The sequence below is a fragment of the Microcoleus sp. Pol12B3 genome, from assembly GCF_036701355.1.
GTDB lineage: Bacteria > Cyanobacteriota > Cyanobacteriia > Cyanobacteriales > Microcoleaceae > Microcoleus.
Window position 1 is genome coordinate 16,988 of record NZ_JAUBQS010000028.1, and the last position, 17,609, is coordinate 34,596.

General features: G+C 43.3%; 7 protein-coding genes. 5 read left to right on the forward strand and 2 right to left on the reverse strand.

All coding sequences use genetic code 11. The features are described from left to right. Window positions 1-142 precede the first annotated feature (142 nt). Entirely contained in the window at window positions 143-1,060 is a 918-nt protein-coding gene (locus QUA53_RS15940; protein WP_333098360.1) for a histone deacetylase, read from the reverse strand. A 77-nt stretch (window positions 1,061-1,137) separates the two neighbouring features. Between QUA53_RS15940 and QUA53_RS15945 the strand changes: the two genes are divergently transcribed. From QUA53_RS15945 to QUA53_RS15960, 4 genes are all read left to right on the forward strand, one after another. After that, window positions 1,138-1,647, forward strand: a complete 510-nt coding sequence (locus tag QUA53_RS15945; protein WP_333098361.1) for a hypothetical protein — start codon at window positions 1,138-1,140, stop codon at window positions 1,645-1,647. Between the two features lie 774 nt (window positions 1,648-2,421). Beyond that, complete coding sequence (locus QUA53_RS15950; protein WP_333098363.1) at window positions 2,422-7,122, forward strand: PAS domain S-box protein; 4,701 nt, start codon at window positions 2,422-2,424, stop codon at window positions 7,120-7,122. Beyond that, complete coding sequence (locus QUA53_RS15955; RefSeq protein WP_333098446.1) at window positions 7,088-9,115, forward strand: adenylate/guanylate cyclase domain-containing protein; 2,028 nt, start codon at window positions 7,088-7,090, stop codon at window positions 9,113-9,115. The genes QUA53_RS15950 and QUA53_RS15955 overlap by 35 nt, the downstream gene beginning before the upstream one ends. Before the next feature lie 254 nt (window positions 9,116-9,369). After that, window positions 9,370-10,260 carry an alpha/beta fold hydrolase gene (locus QUA53_RS15960; RefSeq protein WP_333098364.1) on the forward strand — a complete coding sequence of 297 codons (891 nt, stop codon included), beginning with the start codon at window positions 9,370-9,372 and terminating at the stop codon, window positions 10,258-10,260. Window positions 10,261-10,820: 560 nt separating this feature from the next. On the opposite strand, the gene QUA53_RS15965 is transcribed toward QUA53_RS15960, so the two are convergent. Continuing rightward, complete coding sequence (locus tag QUA53_RS15965; RefSeq protein WP_333098367.1) at window positions 10,821-11,702, reverse strand: Cof-type HAD-IIB family hydrolase; 882 nt, start codon at window positions 11,700-11,702, stop codon at window positions 10,821-10,823. A gap of 356 nt (window positions 11,703-12,058) precedes the next feature. Between QUA53_RS15965 and QUA53_RS15970 the strand changes: the two genes are divergently transcribed. Then, on the forward strand, window positions 12,059-17,587 hold the full coding sequence (locus tag QUA53_RS15970; protein WP_333098370.1) for an ATP-binding sensor histidine kinase: 5,529 nt from the start codon (window positions 12,059-12,061) through the stop codon (window positions 17,585-17,587). Window positions 17,588-17,609 lie beyond the last annotated feature (22 nt).

The following is a 17,609-nucleotide window of genomic DNA, read 5'->3' on the forward strand; positions in this document are numbered from 1 at the left end:
AAGTACCGTTGTTTGTTTAACAACTTTTTAGCTCAAGTTGTACCCATCTGGCAAGCTGGAGCGATCGCTAATAGTATTTTTATTTGTTTGGGTGAGGGAGACTGTTTTTTCGGCCATATTTCGGAAATCTAGCCACTCTCTATCAAAGTCGATACTGCCTGTAGGCTTGACTGGCGGCTCGGTGCAGCAGCGAATGCCGGTAAACTAACCCCTTAGCGTCATCGGAATAGCCCCCGCCAATCACGCAGGCAACGGGATAGCCACCAGCCAAACACGCCATCAAAACTTGCATTTCCCGGCGAAATAAGCCCGTATCAGTTAAAGCTAATTTTCCCAGTTTGTCACCGTGATGAGGGTCTACTCCAGCATCGTACAAAACTAAATCAGGCTTGACACTTGAGAGCAAATCTGGTAAAAATTTATCCAATGTTTGTAAATATTCATCGTCCTCCATACCGGCAGGCAAAGGTACATCTAAATCGCCCTTTTGTTTAGTGCCGGGAAAATTGACTTCGCAGTGCATCGAGAAAGTAAAAACGCTGCTGTCATCTTGGAATATTACAGCGGTTCCGTCTCCTTGGTGGACATCTAAATCGACAATTAAAACTTTGCGAACTAAACCATTTTTTTGCAAGACGCGAGAGGCGATTGCCAAATCATTAAAAATACAAAAACCAGACCCAAAAGCCGGGAAGGCGTGATGAGTTCCGCCCGCAGTATTGCAAGCCAAACCGCAGTCTAAAGCGAGCTTGGCAGTTAGTACAGTTCCTGCAACCGCAGTGCAAGTGCGATTAGCAAGGGCGCGACTCCAAGGCAGACCAATTCGCCGAGTCGCTTTGTTATCGAGCGTCCCGTTGCAGTAAGCTTGAACATACGAGTGGTCGTGGACTAATTCAATCCATTCTTGAGGGGGAAGTTCGGGAGCGTGAAATTGCGATTCCTCTGCTACCCCGTCCGCGAGCAGCATCTGGTAAAGCATCCGAAACTTGGCCATCGGGAAGCGGTGATTCGGTGGCAGAGGTGCAATGTAATCTTCGTGGTAAATAATTGGTAAGTCCATTAAAATTATTGTATAACGAATGAATCTCCAATTGAAAGCCTGCAATCTCAAATTTAAATTCGCTGGAGAACCTGTATATGCAACAACTAAAAACAGTCTGGCAGTCCGGTAGCAGCCACCCCGAAAATGCTGACAATCTCCATAATATCAGTGAGTGGTGGGGAAACCTCAACGGTAAAGAAATTAGCTGGGTAGAGCGACTGATTCCGCAAATCGGCGGTCTGAGCGAAATTCACTGGCACCCCCAGCGTTTTGACGAAACATTTGTGATAGTCAATCCCGAAATTCGAGAGGAAACTCTCTATTGGTACAAGCCCGATTCTCCAGTCCAACGTAACAACACTGTTGACAAACTAGAACTTGACAACTTGCAACAGCAATTGTACATCTATCCTCAGTTGGAAGCGGAACTTGTAATTCGTGTTGGAATTTCCGAAGTTAAATATCAAACACTTGAATTAAATAATCCAGAAATCGCCTTGGGCGAAGATAATATGCTGCTATTATGGGAGGCTGACCAAGAACTAGAAATTAAAATTTACTTTAGTCAGCAAAATTTTGCTAAACTTAAGGAATTGCTGGCATAGAAAAGACCTAAAAAAGAGTTTGTTTCGTAGGCTTTGGAGGCGAGTGGATGAATCTATAGCAATCCTTGCAGGAGTCGTAAATTTTTACCCTACCCGCAACCCTCTCCGAACCCGATCGGGAGTAAGAAATTAACAAATAATTGAGGATTGCTATATACTCTTAGTTACCTAGTAAATATCTTAAGGCTGAGGGGCGGGTGCGTCAAAACCGAGGTTTTTCACCGCTAGACTTTGTTGCAGCGACAAGAGTAAAAAAAACGGTTTCTTCGCCTCGCACTATGTCCAGGTGTGTATCTCTGCTAAAACCCTTTGAATGTGTTAACAGAATATCCATAAACTTGCGTTATCCTCCTGGGAGTTTTAATGCTAAGGTCAAGTAAAAAACTGTTTTGGGCGTATCAACCGGGTTCTACGAAAATATTTTGTCCCAGCCATTGAACAAAAATAAAAAACCCGGTTGCTTTGATTTGGAGTGCCTCAGCGAGGATTGTTGTTCTGCAAAGTTAATTAGGATATCAAATAATGGGATTTGTTTGGGCAATAAGATATGGTTAAATACGGTTAATTTGAGGAGAAACCTTAAGACAAGCAACCAATTAGCTTAAAAAATAGAATGTGCGTTAGTTGATTAGTTAATATCTAAAATTAATCCTCTATTTGCGGATTTTTAAAATGTTTGAAAGAATAATTATATGATGATGGAAGTAATCGCTAAATTCATTAAATCATCAATCTGCTGCTTGCACTAAAAAATTCACAATAATCGGACAAAAGATGATATTTGACAAAGAAACTATTCACATTTTAATTATTGACGATCAGCCCCACAACCTGCGTTTTATGTCAAACCTATTGACGAAAGAAGGATATAAAGTTCAGCGGGCGATTTCGGGAGAAATGGCGGTCAATGCTAATTTTACTGTTCTCCCCGACTTAATTTTGCTAGATATTGCTATGCCCAAAATGAACGGATATGAAGTCTGTACTCGACTGAAATCCAACGAGAGAACGAGGGAAATCCCGGTTATTTTCTTGAGTGTTTTTGATGAAACTTTTCACAAAGTCAAAGCTTTTGAAGTCGGCGGTGTTGACTACATTACTAAGCCTTTTCAAGTGGAAGAAGTTTTAGTGCGTATCGAAAGTCAATTGACTATACAACAGTTATCAAAACAATTAAAACAGCAGAATGCTCAACTGCAACAAGAGGTAGAATTTCGCAAGCGGACAGAAGAATCACTCCGGGAAAGCAAAGCGCGGTTGCAGAAATTGGCGGTCAATATACCGGGAGTTCTTTATCAATTTATAAAGAAATCCCAGGGGAGTTTCAAGTTTGAATATATTAGTTATGCTTGTCGAGAAGTTTACGAATTAGAGAGTGAGGAACTATTAAAAAATCCTTACTTGTGCTTCGATCAAAATCATCCAGATGACCAAGAATATCTAGTCAAACAAATTACTACTAGCGCCCAAAATTTAGAACCTTTTGCCTGTGAATGGCGGATTATTACACCGTCGGGTAAACTCAAATGGCTGCAATCTAATTCTCGGCCAGAAATGCGCGATAATGGCGATATTGTTTGGTATGGGGTACTTTATGATATCAGCGATCGCAAGCACGCAGAAATAGAAATTGCTGGAGCTAAAGCTGCTTTAGAGCGGCAAGTTCAGCGAGAATTGCTGATTGCAAAAATAACTCAAGAAATTCGCTCAAGCTTGCAGCCAGAACAAATATTTCAAATAGCTGCAACTCAAATCGGTCTGGCATTCTGCGTCAATCGCTGTTTGATTCATACTTACGTTACTACTCCCCAAGTCACTATTCCTCTGGCGGCCGAGTATCTAGAACCCGATTGCGAATCTATTCGGAACGTACCTGTTCCAATTTGGGGCAATCCTCACGTCATACAAATGATGATACAAGATCGGGCGATCGCCTCCAACAATGTTTATTCAGACCCTCTGTTGAAAGCTGTTCAACCTATTTGCCAGAAGGTTGGGTTAAAATCGATGTTGGCAATTCGCACTTCCTACCAAGGCAGGGCAAACGGCGCTATCGGTTTGCACCAGTGCGATCGTTACCGGGAATGGACTTCCGAGGAAATCGACTTATTAGAAGCTGTGGCGGCTCAAGTAGGGCTCGCTATCGCTCAAGCCAAACTGATCGAACGAGAAAAAAACCGAATTCAGCAGCTCGATCGGCAAAATAAAGTGCTGCAAGCAGAAATTCGCACCCGCGTCCGCGCCGAGCAAGCTCTGCAAGAATCTGAAACTGAATTGCGGGCGATTTTTGCGGCCATGACTGACACAGTTTTAGTGAGAAATGCAGAAGGGCGCTGTATCAAAATCGCTCCGACAGCATCAACAAATTTGGTGAAACCTCCCAGCGAGATGATTAACAAAACCGCCCATGAAGTCTTGCCGGAACCTGTAGCAGATTTAGTATTAAATGCCATCCAACAAGCTCTAAAAACCAAGCAAAGCATCAATGTAGAATATAGCTTTAAAGTCGGAGATCGTGAAGTTTGCCTCGACGCTAAAGTTTCTCCGCTTACTCCAGATTCAGTAATTATCGTAGCCAGAGATATTAGCGTTCGCAAACAAACAGAATCCGCACTCAGAGAGAGCCAGCACTTCATTCAAGCGATCGCCGATTCCAATCCCAACCTATTGTACGTTTACGATGTAATTGAACAGCGGAATGTTTATACCAACCGACAAATTTCGACGCTACTCGGATACACAGCCCAAGAAATACAAGATATGGGTACAGCAATGATGCCAATTCTGCTCCACTCCGACGATTTGCCAAAGTTTTTTGACAGCATCCAAAAAGTAGATGAAGCCAAAGACGGTGAGGTTATTGAATGTCAATACCGCATGAAACACAAAAACGGTGAATGGCGGTGGATGCACAGTTGGGATACAGTATTTCTCAGAACAGCCGATGGTAAACCCAAACAAATTCTCGGCACTGCTAATGACATTACAGACCGCAAATTAGCCCAAGAAAAACTGCTAGCATCCCAACAAAGAATCTCATTTTTATTGCAGCAAACGCCGATCGCAATTATCGAGTTAAACCTAAATTTAGAAATTATCACTTGGAATCCCGCAGCCGTGGCTATTTTTGGCTACAGTGAGCAAGAAGCGATCGGTCGAGTCGCCTCGGATTTGATCTTACCTGAAAGCTACCACCCGCAATTATCTGATATTTTCAATCATGACTTGAATGCCAAATCCAGCGGCACTACCGAAAATCTGACCAAAGACGGCAGAATTATCATCTGCGAGTGGTACAATACTCACCTAATTGACGATAACGGTACAGCGATCGGCATTGCTTTAATGGCTGTAGATATTACCGAACGCAAGCAGGCAGAAACCGAACTGCAAGAAAGTGCTTTACGACAAAGGGCGATCGCCCGCATTATTGAAAGAATGCGGCAAACTTTAGATATCCGAGAAATTTTTCACGCTACAACCAGAGAATTGCGCCAAACCATGAAGTGCGATCGAGTCGCTATTTACCGTTTCAATCCAGACTGGAGTGGCGAATTTGTAGCCGAATCCCTTGACCGCAAGTGGGTTTCTTTCATCCAAGCACAAGATACCGATTCTAACCTTACTGAAGGCGCTTTAGATAGTGAACTTTGCCTCGTCCAAAAATTAGATAGTATCTCACCAGAAGTCCACGATACCTATTTGCAACAAACCCAAGGCGGAGCATACAGCAGAGGTAAGACTTACCTTTGTGTTCCAGATATTTACAAGCAAGGTTTCGATAATTGTTACATCCAATTGCTAGAAAAATTTCAAGCTAAATCCTACATTATTGTACCAATATTTTCCGGCAAAAAGCTCTGGGGATTACTAGCATCCTATCAAAACTCGGCTCCCCGCCAGTGGAGTGAAGCTGAAATCAACGTTGCAGTTGATGTAGGTACTCAGCTAGGAGTAGCATTACAGCAAGCGGAATTGCTCGCCCGCACTCAAAGGCAGTCGATGGAACTGATTAAATCCAAAGAAAACGCCGAAGTTGCCAACCGCGCCAAAAGCCAATTTCTAGCTTCCATGAGCCACGAACTCCGCACACCCCTCAACGCCATTCTCGGTTTTTCCCAAGTCATGGCGCGCAATAGTTCTATCACAGAAGAACAAAAAGAATACATAGAAATTATTAACCGCAGTGGCGAACATTTGCTAGAACTCATCAATGATGTTTTGTCAATGTCCAAAATAGAAGCAGGTCAAATTACCATCAACCCCAGCCGCTTCAATCTCTACAACCTTCTCAACAGTCTCAAAGAAATGCTGCAACTAAAAGCCAACTCCAAAGGTTTGCACCTCATCTTTGAAAATGCCGAGGATTTGCCGCAGTACATTCAAACAGACGAAGCTAAATTGCGGCAAGTTTTAATTAACCTACTCGGCAATGCGATTAAATTTACTCAGCAGGGAACCGTTACTTTGCGCGTCAGCAGCCAAGCTGAACAAGACGCCACCGAAGAAAACAAATCCCAATTGTATTTTGAAATTGCCGACACGGGCCCCGGCATTTCTCCCTCAGAAATTTCCACATTATTTAAGCCATTTTTACAAACCGAAACGGGTCGAAAATCCATGCAGGGAACTGGTCTGGGGTTGCCCATCAGCCAACAGTTTGTCCAAATTATGGGAGGTGATATTGCTGTTGAAAGTAAACTAGACCAAGGCACAATTTTCAGTTTTAATATCTGGGTAAACCTAGTAACAGAAAGTGATGAACAAGAAAAACCGCCGATTAAACAAGTTATTTCTTTAGAAGCGGGACAAGAAACTTATCGGATATTAATAGTTGAAGATGTAACGGAAAATCGCCAACTGCTGCTTAAGCTGCTGGTACCCCTGGGATTTGAAGTTATGGAAGCAATTAACGGGCAAGAAGCAATTGCTTTGCATTCAACTTGGAAGCCGCACTTGATATTAATGGATATGCTGATGCCTGTGATGGATGGGTATGAAGCGACAAGACAGATTAAGAAAACTATAGAAGGTAAAGAAACAATAATTATTGCTTTGACTGCCAGTGCTTTTGACGAGCAGCGACAAATAATTTTGTCGGCAGGTTGTAACGATTTGATATGTAAACCGTTTCGGGAAGAGGTACTATTTGAAAAGATAGCGCATCACCTCAACCTGCGTTATATTTATGAGAAAGAAAACTTATCTACTTCTTTTTCAACACCGACGCTGCTTAAAAGTTTGACCACCGAGGATTTGAGTGTAATGCCCACAGACTGGGTGGTCGAGCTGCACCGAGCAGCACTTTGTGTAGACGACAACCGCATCCTCGAACTGATCAAGGAAATTCCCGAAACTGAGGCAAATCTCGCTAACGCTTTAACAGATTTAGTCGATAATTTTCGGATAGATATCATTATCGATTTAACTCAATTATATGATGATGAACGACCATCGATTACCAGCGACTCCTAAAGACATTCTGATCGTTGACGATATGCCGGATAATTTGCGACTTTTATCCACTATGCTGACATCTTACGGGTATCATGTCAGGAAGGCTATTAACGGACACTTGGCTCTGCAAGGAGCACAAATATCTCCTCCGGATCTAATTTTACTAGATATTAATATGCCGCAAATGAACGGGTATGAAGTTTGTGAGCAGTTAAAGTTAAGCGAAAAAACTAAAGATATTCCGGTAATTTTTATTAGTGCGCTAGATGACGTGCTGGAAAAAGTTAAAGCTTTTCAAGTAGGAGGAGTGGATTATATTACTAAACCGTTTCAAGTAGAAGAAGTCTTAGCCCGCGTCCAAAACCAACTTTCCCTTCGTTCGCTGCAATCCAAACTGCAACTGCAAGCTAGGGAACTGCACGATCGCAATTCTAGATTGCAGGAAGAAATAGCAGAACGGCAGCGGGCTGAAGAATCAATCCGGTTTTTGCTGGAAACTACGCGGGCGATCGGCGAAGCTGTAGACTTTCACTCAGCTTTAGAAGTAATTTTGCACCAAGTGGGCGAAACAATCGGATGGGATGTAGGAGAAGCTTGGATTCCCAATGCAGAAGGAATTGTGCTGCAATCTGCCAGGGGCTGGTATGCGAGCAACGCGAGGATGGATGCGTTCCGCAAGCAAAGCGAACAACTAACATTTGCCATGAATATAGGGCTGCCGGGACGAGTTTGGGCATCCAAGCAACCGGAATGGGTAGAAGATATTTCCAAGGGCTACCCGCATTTTCTCCGAAGTAAAATAGCACTCGAACTCGGATTCAAAGCTGGTTTTGGCGTGCCGATTTTGGTAGGCGATGAAGTATTGGCAGTGCTAGTTTTCTTTAAAATTTCGTCGGAGGGGAAAGACGCACGATTTATAGACGTTTTTAATGCGGTAGGCACTCAATTAGGTTCTTTAATTCAGCGCAAACAAGCAGAAGAATTGCTGCGTATCGCTCAAGAAAAATATCACAGCATTGTAGAAAATGCGATGGAAGGCATTTTTCAAAGCACGCCTTCAGGAGGCTATCTCAGCGCTAATCCAGCTTTGGCAAAATTGTACGGTTACGACTCGCCAGAAGAACTGATGTCCGAGATTAACAATATTGCTCAGCAACTGTATGTTGACCCGGAACGCCGCCGCGAATTTGTGGCTGCTATGGATACTGAAAATGCCGTTTCGGGGTTTGAATCTATGGTATGTCGCAAAGACGGGCGTCGGATTTGGGTGTCAGAAAATGTTCGGGCTGTTCGAGATTCCAAAGGTGAGCTGCTCTACTATGAGGGTACTGTTTCTGACATTACAGAGCGCAAATTAGCGCAAGAAGCGCTAAAAGTTCAACAAGAGCAAAGCGAGAAGTTGCTGTTAAATATTTTACCCAAACCAATCGCAGAACGCTTGAAGGCAGAGCAAAGCACGATTGCCGACAGTTTTGCCCAAGTAAGTGTTTTGTTTGCTGATATTGTTGGCTTTACTGAGTTGTCTGCTAGAATGTCTCCCACCGAGTTGGTCAAGCGCTTGAACGTAATTTTTTCGCACTTCGACCAGTTAGCTGAAAAGTACGGTGTGGAGAAAATTAAGACTATTGGCGATGCTTACATGGTAGTCGGGGGATTGCCTACGCCGAGACAGGATCACGCCGAGGCGATCGCCCAAATGGCCCTGGGAATGCAGGCAAAAATAGCAAAGTTGTGCGCCGAGACAGGGGAAAAACTTGCAATTCGGGTTGGCATCAATTCCGGGCCGGTGGTTGCGGGAGTAATTGGTGTGAGCAAGTTTACGTATGATTTGTGGGGAGATACGGTGAATGTGGCGGCGAGGATGGAAGCTACGGGTTTTGCAGGCAGCATTCAAGTTACTGATGTTACTTATGAGCTTTTGAAAGATAAGTATTTGTTTGAGAGGCGAGGCGTGATTCCGGTAAAAGGTAAGGGGGATATGATGACTTATTGGTTGCTAGGAAAAAAGTAAAAATTCGGAATAGGGAAGAAAGAAGTTCGGCAACGAGCACTGTACAAGATGTAACGGATGTCAGTCCGATGTCCGTCGGAAGAAGGAAGAAGGAAAAAGGGGTAGAAAGAAGGAAGTATGTTTATTTATTTAACCTGATATCTTCCATCCTTCTCAAGAGTTGAAAGTTTGTGTGCGGCGTTGCTCCGGCGCCGCCCGTAGAGGGATTGTGCTGCTATGATGAAAGAAGTTAATGAAAATTTACATTTAGAGCCGTGACAGCACAACAGCTAGTATCTGCAACAAGTTTTGAAAAGCTAATTTGGACTTGGAAAGGTCACAAAATCCAATATACCGTCCAAGGAACCGGCCGCCCTCTGATCTTGATTCACGGATTTGGCGCTTCGATCGGACATTGGCGGCAAAATATCCCCGTACTCGCAGCCGGCGGCTATCGCGTATTTGCTCTAGACTTGCTGGGATTCGGTGCTTCTGCCAAACCAGCCCTAGATTACACTCTGGAATTGTGGGAAGAATTGCTGACTGATTTCTGGGCGGATCTGGTACAGGAACCGGCGGTATTTGTCGGGAATTCGATCGGCGCTTTGCTGAGTTTGATGGTAGTCGCCAACCATCCAGAAATATCAGCAGGTGGAGTCTTAATCAACTGTGCCGGCGGGCTCAACCACCGGCCGGACGAACTCAATTTCCCGCTGCGAGTAGTGATGGGGACTTTTACTAAATTAGTTCGATCGCCCCTGATCGGCCCCTTTATGTTCAACAACATCCGCCAAAAACACCGCATCCGCAACACTCTGCGCCAAGTCTACGGGAACCGCGAAGCCATCACTGACGAACTCGTAGAACTCCTGCACGCCCCATCCTGCGAGCCCGGAGCTCAACAAGTGTTTGCCTCGATTCTCACAGCCCCTCCAGGCCCTCAACCCTCAGAACTGCTGCCCAAAGTCGATCGTCCGTTATTGGTACTTTGGGGCGCAGACGACCCCTGGACGCCCATCGCCGGCAGCCAGATTTATCAACAATTGGCCGCCAACGATAAACCAGTCAAATTTGTTTCAATTCCCAACACAGGCCACTGTCCCCACGACGAGCGGCCGAGTGAAGTCAACGCTCTGATTTTGGATTGGCTGCTGGAAGTGAAGTAAAATTTTTTCTGCTTGAGGCAACCCTTGGGCGATCGAGTCAAACCCTTGCAGTGCAATAGTTTTGCCTCGCTCCTCCGCACCGACACTCCGGCAGCAGCCGACTCAAAAAACAATTTTTGGAAAAAGTATTGACACAATTTACTGAGTCAGCTATATTGATGGACGTGTGAGGAGCGAACCAGAAGAAGCACCGAGACGAAACACGGCCAGTCGTCGGTGCTTTTTCTGTTGCAAGGCATTTTTAAGAGTTTTAAATTATCTATAATTCACATCCAGAAGATCTGTAAGCCCGCTCGGCTTTCTTCAATTCTTCCTTCGTGTTCTTAGCGTCTTCGCGGTTCGTTAAATAAATATTCTGATCTTGCAAAAAAAGTAATTGACTCCACTTGAGCGGGAAAAATCCGAAAATGTGGATCTTTTTAGATCATCAAAATTTGATTGCATAGAAGTCAAAACTAGACAGTTATATAATAATAAATTGTCGCTGGGTCGGGGCGGGTCGATCTAGATTTTTTCCAGATGTTGGCAAACCCGCCCCTGCGGTATTGGTGGTACAAATATCAACGATCGCCCAAAACAAATTGTTCGATCGCAGCCGCCACCCCATCTTCCTCCACATCCGGCGCCACCCAATCAGCAGCAGCCTTCACGCCATCAGGAGCATTGCCCATCGCCACGCCCACACCCGCATAGGCAATCATTTCTACATCATTAAAATTGTCGCCGATCGCCATCACATTCGCCGCCTGCAAACCCAAAAGTTCCTCCGCTAAATACTGCACCGCATCTCCCTTATTCGCCAAAGGATGCGTAGCTTCAAAAAAAGTAGCAACGGATCGAGTCAAATAAAGCTCTGCAGGCGTGTAGCGCTGCCGCATACTGCTCAGCAAGCCGTCGAGTACCCCCGGATTCTCGCACAATGCCAAAACTTTCGTCGGTTCCCCCGGAAGATCTCGCCGAAAATCTTTAATCACCATTGGTTCAATGCCCGATCGTTCGGCATAAATTCCGGTAGCTGCGGTAATTTCCGGCACGTAAAGTTGGTCCTCAATGTAGAAATGGATCGAAAGTAGCGGTCGCAAATGCGGTTCTTCAAAATAATCTAAAAGTTGCAGAGCAGTTTGTTTCGACAGCGGCAAGTGCCGCAGCCGTTTTTGAGTAGCGTGATCTTGAATCCACGCGCCCTGGTAGCAAATCAGCGGCAATGTTGAGCCGATGTCGCGGTGAAAACGCAAAGCTGAGCGGTACATCCTGCCTGTAGCGACGGCCACTTTCACTCCCCGCGACTCGGCAGCCAAAATTGCCTGCTTGACAGGTTCTCGGATGGTATTTGACAAACCTGCGATCGTGCCGTCTATATCCACTACCAGCAATTGAATGTCTGCGGTGCCAAAAGCGCGATCGGTAGCATTAGCTGGATTTGAGGCAGTTATATTCTGCATGATTTTTTTAGATTTTAGCTGTTGATTTGCACGCACCCGTTTATTTTGGCACTGGGGGGATAGCAAAGTGCGACTTCTGATTTTTTGAAGACTAAAATATAGATAAGTAAATAAGCGACAAAAAAAGTATCTAGGAGGACCCTTTAGGGATGTATTTAGCTCAGCTATATAATAGTAGCCAGTTTACTGCCGTAAAAACCACACTCGATCGTGATATGTATTTTCACTTACTTAATAATACTTGTGGCTAAAAAGAATGTAACTGTAGGTCAGAGCTAAAGACTTATGTCATCAATCATTTCCGATTTAACCTTGAAAATTGTATAACCGCATATTTAAAATTACCCCCAACTATCATGATTTCTATTCCGGGATACCGCATTGACGGAGAACTTTATACAAACTCTCACACCGTTATTTATCGAGGCCTGCAGCTTGAGGAACAAAAACCCGTTATCCTCAAAACTCTCACGCCGCCATACCCTAGCCCAGCGCAAATATCCCAACTCCTGCACGAATCCGAAATTCTTGAAAATTTGAGTTTGCCCGGAATAGTCAAGCTTTACAAAATAGAAACATATAATCACTTTCCTGTTTTAGTTTTAGAAGATTTTGGTGGCATTTCTCTCAAAGACTTTCTCGGCAACAACCAGCTAGAGTTACCACAATTTCTGCATATTGCCATCAAACTAGCAGAAACTATTGGGCAACTTCACGAACACCACATTATTCACAAAGATATTAAACCCAGCAATATTATTGTCAATATCAAGACAGGAGATGTCAAGATTGCTGATTTTGCGATCGCCTCCCTGCTACCGGGCGAAAACCCTGCCCCCAGCCATCCCCATTTACTCGAAGGCACTCTCGCCTATATGTCTCCTGAACAAACGGGACGAATGAATCGGGCGATCGACTACCGCACCGATTTTTATTCTTTAGGCGTCACCTTTTATGAAATGCTTTGTGGCGAATTGCCTTTTAAGGCGATCGATCCCATGGAATTAGTACACTGCCATATTGCTAAAACGCCAGTTTCTCCTTGTGAAAACAGAAAGCAAAAAGTAGAAAGCAGAAGCATCGAAGGCAGAATCAATCAAGTAGGAACCAAGGAGATTCCTCAAGTCGTTTCCGATATCGTCATAAAACTCTTAGCAAAAACAGCCGAAGACAGGTATCAAAGTGCTTTCGGACTTTTGTACGACTTGGAAAATTGTCTCGCTCAACTGCAAAATACAGGCGAAATTTCCCACATAACCCTCGGCGAGCAAGATCAGTCAAGTCACCTGCAAATTTCCCAAAAATTTTACGGGCGAGAAGCAGAAGTTAATATGCTTCTCAGTATCTTCCAGCAGATGAGGCGAGGCAATACAGAAATCGTGCTAATTTCTGGTGGTGCCGGTGTGGGAAAATCTTCGTTAGTATATGAAGTTTACAAGCCGATTCGGTCGGAAAGCGGATATTTTATTGACAGCAAATTTGAGCAATTTAAGCGCGATATTCCCTACGCTTTTTTACTCCAAGCTTTTCAAGATTTGTTGCGACAAATTTTCACCGAAAATGCTGCAGAAATCCATCTTTGGAAAGAAAAAATTTTAAAAGCACTCGGCGGTAACTGCCAAGTCATTATTGAAGCTATTCCAGAATTAGAACTGATTGTCGGTCCGCAGCCCCCCGTTCCAGATTTAGGAGCAAATGAATCTCAAAATCGCTTTAATTTAGTATTTCAAAACTTCATCCGCGTCTTTGCTCAAAAAGAACACCCCCTAGTAATTTTCCTGGACGACTTGCAGTGGGTCGATTCAGCATCTCTCAAGTTAATAGAACTGCTAGCAACTGACCTGGGAACTCAATATTTATTAATAATTGGAGCTTATAGAGAGCAAGAAGTAGATGCAAATCATCCTCTAATGGTGACCGCCTCAGCAATTAAAAAAGCAGGCGGCACTGTAAGGGCGATCGCCCTTTTGCCTTTAGATATAAGCAGCGTCAACCAATTCGTTGCCGATACTTTGAACTGCGCCCCCGAAAACTCGCTAAGTTTAGCCGAGTTGCTTTATCAAAAAACTGATGGAAATCCATTCTTTTTAACTCAATTAATAAAATTTCTGCACTCAAAAAGTTTGATTAAATTTAAACTTTATCCATCGAAGAATGTGAGCCATCTAGCTGAAACTAACCAGTCGGTTTTAGCACAACCAATCTCAAAAAAAGTTGTGAACAAATGCCATATCACAGGCGAATGGCAGTGGGATATCGAACAAATACAAGAAATGGGAATAACGGACAATGTTGTAGAATTAATGATAGATAACATTCAGAAACTTTCAGAGAATACCCAGGAACTGCTTAATTTAGCCGCTTGTATCGGGAACAAATTTGATTTAAAAACTCTCTCGACAATCGCCGAAAAACCTCTGGCGTCCGCAGCAACAGACCTCGGTGAGGCACTTCAGTCCGGTCTGATTTTGCTCGTGAATAACGCCTACAAAATTCCGATCGCACTAGCAGCAAGTACAGAAGTAACAGACACAATATCTAGAGATTTTAGCGACAAATTTTCCCTGCCAGTGGCGAATGTTTCTAGCGAAACTTACAAATTTTTGCACGAGCGAGTGCAGCAGGCAGCTTATGCTTTAATATCCGCTTCTCAGAAACAAGAAATCCATCTAAAAATAGGCAATTTTTTACTCAAAAATGCACCGCCAGAACAATTAGAAGAGCATATTTTTGATACCGTAAACCAACTAAATTTTGCCAAAGAGAGCATCATCAGCCAATTAGAAAAATTTCAATTATGCCAATTAAATTTAATGGCAGGTCGCAAAGCAAAAGCAAGTGCAGCTTACGAACTTGCCCTGAAATATTTAACCACAGGTATTGAACTGCTGGCACCCGAAAGTTGGCAAACTGACTACGACTTGACTCTTGCACTTTACGAGTCAGCAGCAGAAGCTGCTTACCTCAATACCGACTTTGAGCAAATGGAAAAATGGGCTGAAATTGTTCTGCAACACGCAAAAAATGAACTAGACAAAATTAAAGTGTTTGAAATCAGAATCATAGCTTGTGGGATGCAAACCAAACTCCAAGAATCGGTAAAAATTGGTCGCGAAGCGCTAACAATGTTAGGGATAAACTTTCCCGAATCGCCGATTCCCCTCCACATTCAGCAAGCACTGGCTAAAACCGCAGCTTATTTAACCGGAAAGAAAATAGAAGATTTAATTAACTTGCCCATTATGACAAATCCGCATAAATTAGCAACTATGCGCGTGCTTTCCAGTATGTTTTCAGCTACATTTATAGTTGAACCTGTGCTGCTGCCTCTGATTGTGTGCGAGCAAGTTAATTTATCTATTAATTACGGAAATTCTACTTTTTCTGCCTTCGGTTATGCTAATTACGGAGCAATTTTAAAAGGAATAGTTAGAGATATTGAATCGGGCGATCGCTTTGGTCAATTAGCTTTAAATTTGAGCGATAGATTAAATGCGTTAGAATTCAAAAGCAAAACGCTTAATTTAGTAGCATTCATTTTGATGAACGGCAAGCATCACGTTAAAGACTCTTTGCCGCTATTAGAGGACGCCTATCAAAGCGCGCTAGAAAATGGGGATTTAGAATGTGTCGGATATGCAGCCGTAAATATTTGTCAGTCTTTGTATTTTATCGGTCAAGAATTGCCACAACTGGAACGGAGAATGGTAAGTTACAACCATTTGCTGTTTCAACTCAAGCAAGAAACTGTATTGACTTGGAACCAAATATATCGGCAAACTATTTTGCAATTGATGGGAAAATTGGAAAGTCCGCACATTGTATTAGGTAAAGCATACAGCGAAGAAAAATTGTTATCGCTGCTGTTGAAAGCTAACGATCGCGTGGGACTCCAGCACTTTTATTTGCAAAAGCTAATACTAGCATATTTATTTGGAGATACTGCTACAGCACTAGAAAATGCAGCGCAAGCCGAAGTATATTTAGACGGAGTTGCAGGCTTTATTAATGTTTCTGAATACCAGTTTTACGATTCTCTAGCCCGGCTAGCAGCCTATCCATATGCCACAAATGAAGAACAAGAAGAGCATATTTTTTACGCTGTCAGCAACCGGAAAAAACTGCAACAAAAAGCGCTGTCTGCGCCCATGAATCTTCAGCACAAATGCGACTTACTTACGGCAGAAAAAGCGCGCGTTTTGGGCAATGTGGTGAGAGCAATGGAATATTACGATCGCGCAATTGAAGGAGCCAAAGAAAACGGATACATACAAGTACAAGCACTAGCAGCAGAATTGGCAGGAGCATTTTATCTATCCATAGGACGAGAAAAAAATTCTAAAACTTACTTAACAGAAGCGCGTTATTGTTATCAGCGCTGGGGAGCAACAGCCAAAGCAGCGCATTTAGAATCAAAATACTCGCACTTGCTAACTTCAGCCTCGATTTTAACTAATATTGAAACTCACAAATCTACCAGCAGCGCTTCCACTACCAACGACAGTGCAGGCGTGCTAGACTTGACCACAGCAGTTAAAGCATCGCAAACCTTAGCAGGCGAAATAGTTCTAGACAAGCTGCTGGCAAAAATGATGAAAATTGTTATTGAAAATGCGGGGGCGCAAACAGGCTTTTTAATACTAGAAAAAGAGGGTCAATGGGTGATTGAAGCATCAGGATCTGTAGATGTCGATCGCATTGCTGTCATGCAATCAATTCCGATAGATTTTGTAGCCGACGATCGAGAAGTAACTTTGCTGGCAGTTGCAGTTGTGAATTACGTCGCCCGCACCCAAGAAAGTATAGTTTTAAACGATGCCACCCGCGAAGGGCAATTTACTCGCACACCCTATATAATGGCAGTTCAACCTAAATCAATTCTTTGCACTCCGTTAATTAATCAAAGCCAACTCACTGGCATTCTATATTTAGAAAACAATCTGACTACAGGCGCTTTTACACAAGACAGGTTAGAAATATTAAAACTGCTGTCTTCTCAAATTTCTATCTCCATCAAAAATGCTCAACTTTACGCCAACTTGCACCAATTCAATCAGAATCTCGAAAATTTAGTACAGCAGCGTACCTCCGAACTCTCCCAAACTTTAGAAGACTTAAAATCAGCTCAAAATAAACTGGTAGAATCGGAAAAAATGGCTGCTCTCGGAGGGTTAGTTGCAGGTGTTGCCCACGAAATCAATACTCCCATCGGCATCGGCATCACCGCCGCCTCCCTGCTTGCTGAAAAAGCCACAAAGTTTTTTGAGGTTTACAGTAACGGCCAAATAAAACGTTCCGAATTAGAAAAGTTTCTGGATACCGCCGTGCAAAGCAGTAATATGATCTTATCTAACCTCACGCGGGCGGCAGACTTGATTCACAGTTTTAAAGAAGTAGCTGTAGATCAGTCTAGCGAGTTAAAACGCAGGTTTAATGTTAAAAACTATCTAGAGGAAATTTTGACATCCTTAAGTGCCAAACTCAAAAGAACTAAGCACAAAATAGAGATTGAGTGTGATGAAAATATTGTTGTGGACAGTTACCCCGGCGTAGTGTGTCAAATTGTGACAAATCTGGTGTTGAATTCGCTAATTCACGCCTACGAGGTAGAAGACGAAGGAGTTCTGGCTTTTGATTTCAAACTAGAGGGCGATCGGCTAATATTTGAATATGCCGATAACGGCAAAGGAATTGACCCAGAAAATCTCAGTAAAATTTTTGAACCATTTTTTACCACCAAAAGAGGTCAGGGAGGCACGGGATTGGGACTGCACATTATTTATAACCTTGTTACTCAAAAGCTAAAAGGCACAATTAGCTGCACAAGTCAACTAAATAAAGGGACAAGATTTATGATTGAATTTCCCGCTAAAATGAGCAGTTAGTTATTAGACCGCCAACATGGAT

What these genes read in the sequence shown, in the direction of transcription:
- QUA53_RS15945 (WP_333098361.1), top strand. Translation starts at nt 1,138, where the DNA reads ATGCAACAACTAAAAACAGTCTGGCAGTCCGGTAGCAGCCACCCCGAA.
- QUA53_RS15970 (WP_333098370.1), top strand. Translation starts at nt 12,059, where the DNA reads ATGATTTCTATTCCGGGATACCGCATTGACGGAGAACTTTATACAAAC.
- QUA53_RS15940 (WP_333098360.1), bottom strand. Translation starts at nt 1,060, where the DNA reads ATGGACTTACCAATTATTTACCACGAAGATTACATTGCACCTCTGCCA.
- QUA53_RS15965 (WP_333098367.1), bottom strand. Translation starts at nt 11,702, where the DNA reads ATGCAGAATATAACTGCCTCAAATCCAGCTAATGCTACCGATCGCGCT.
- QUA53_RS15950 (WP_333098363.1), top strand. Translation starts at nt 2,422, where the DNA reads ATGATATTTGACAAAGAAACTATTCACATTTTAATTATTGACGATCAG.
- QUA53_RS15955 (WP_333098446.1), top strand. Translation starts at nt 7,088, where the DNA reads ATGATGAACGACCATCGATTACCAGCGACTCCTAAAGACATTCTGATC.